We start from the raw sequence: 857 nt of genomic DNA on the forward strand, positions 1-857 counted from the left end.
ATCGACATTTACGAAACCCCGACCAGCCGTCTGGTCTGCGAATTCATCGGCAACGTGAACATCTTCGAAGGCGAAGTGATCGACGACGCCGAAGGCCACGCGACCATCACCTGCAAGGACCTCGACCGGCAGATCTACGTCGGCCACGGCATCAGCACGTCGGTGCAGGACAAATCGGTCACCTACGCGATCCGTCCAGAGAAACTGCTGGTCACCGCCGACCAGCCGACCTGCGAATACAACTGGTCGAGCGGCAAGGTGCATGACATCGCCTACCTGGGCGGTCACTCGGTGTTCTACGTCGAGCTGCCGAGCGGCAAGCTGGTGCAATCGTTCGTCGCCAACGCCGAACGCCGCGGCGCCCGCCCGACCTGGGGTGACCAGGTTTACGTGTGGTGGGAAGACGACAGCGGCGTGGTACTTCGCTCATGAACATGCGCAAATTCAAACGCCGCCTCAATCGAATAATTCCCGGTGGCCGCCAACTGGTCATCGGGGTCCCGTTCATCTGGCTGTTTCTGTTCTTCATGCTGCCGTTCTTCATCGTGCTGAAGATCAGCTTCGCCGAAGCCGACGTGGCCATCCCGCCGTACACCCAGATCTACACCTTCGCCGAGCAGAAGCTGCAGTTGCTGCTGAACCTGGGCAACTACGCGATGCTCGGCGACGACGAGTTGTACATTGCCGCGTACCTCGGCTCGCTGAAGATGGCGTTTTTCAGCACCCTTCTCTGCCTGCTGATCGGCTACCCGATGGCCTACGCCATCGCCAGTGCCCGTAAAGAGCTGCAAACGGTGCTGGTGCTGCTGATCATGATGCCGACCTGGACCGCGATCCTGATCCGCGTTTATGCGTGG

The 857-nt window shown here is 60.1% G+C and carries 1 protein-coding gene and 1 pseudogene; both read left to right on the forward strand.

Annotation, left to right across the window (positions count from 1 at the left end; genetic code table 11):
• A partial coding sequence (locus DBR24_RS33335) for a TOBE domain-containing protein (protein ID WP_256591750.1) occupies positions 1-432 on the forward strand: 432 nt, incomplete at its 5' end.
• Positions 433-467: 35 nt separating this feature from the next.
• Positions 468-857, forward strand: a pseudogene (locus tag DBR24_RS31120) (putrescine ABC transporter permease PotH); the annotation flags it as partial.

The organism is Pseudomonas sp. HMWF006 (genome assembly GCF_003061205.1).
In the GTDB taxonomy this organism is placed as follows: Bacteria; Pseudomonadota; Gammaproteobacteria; order Pseudomonadales; family Pseudomonadaceae; genus Aquipseudomonas; species Aquipseudomonas monsensis.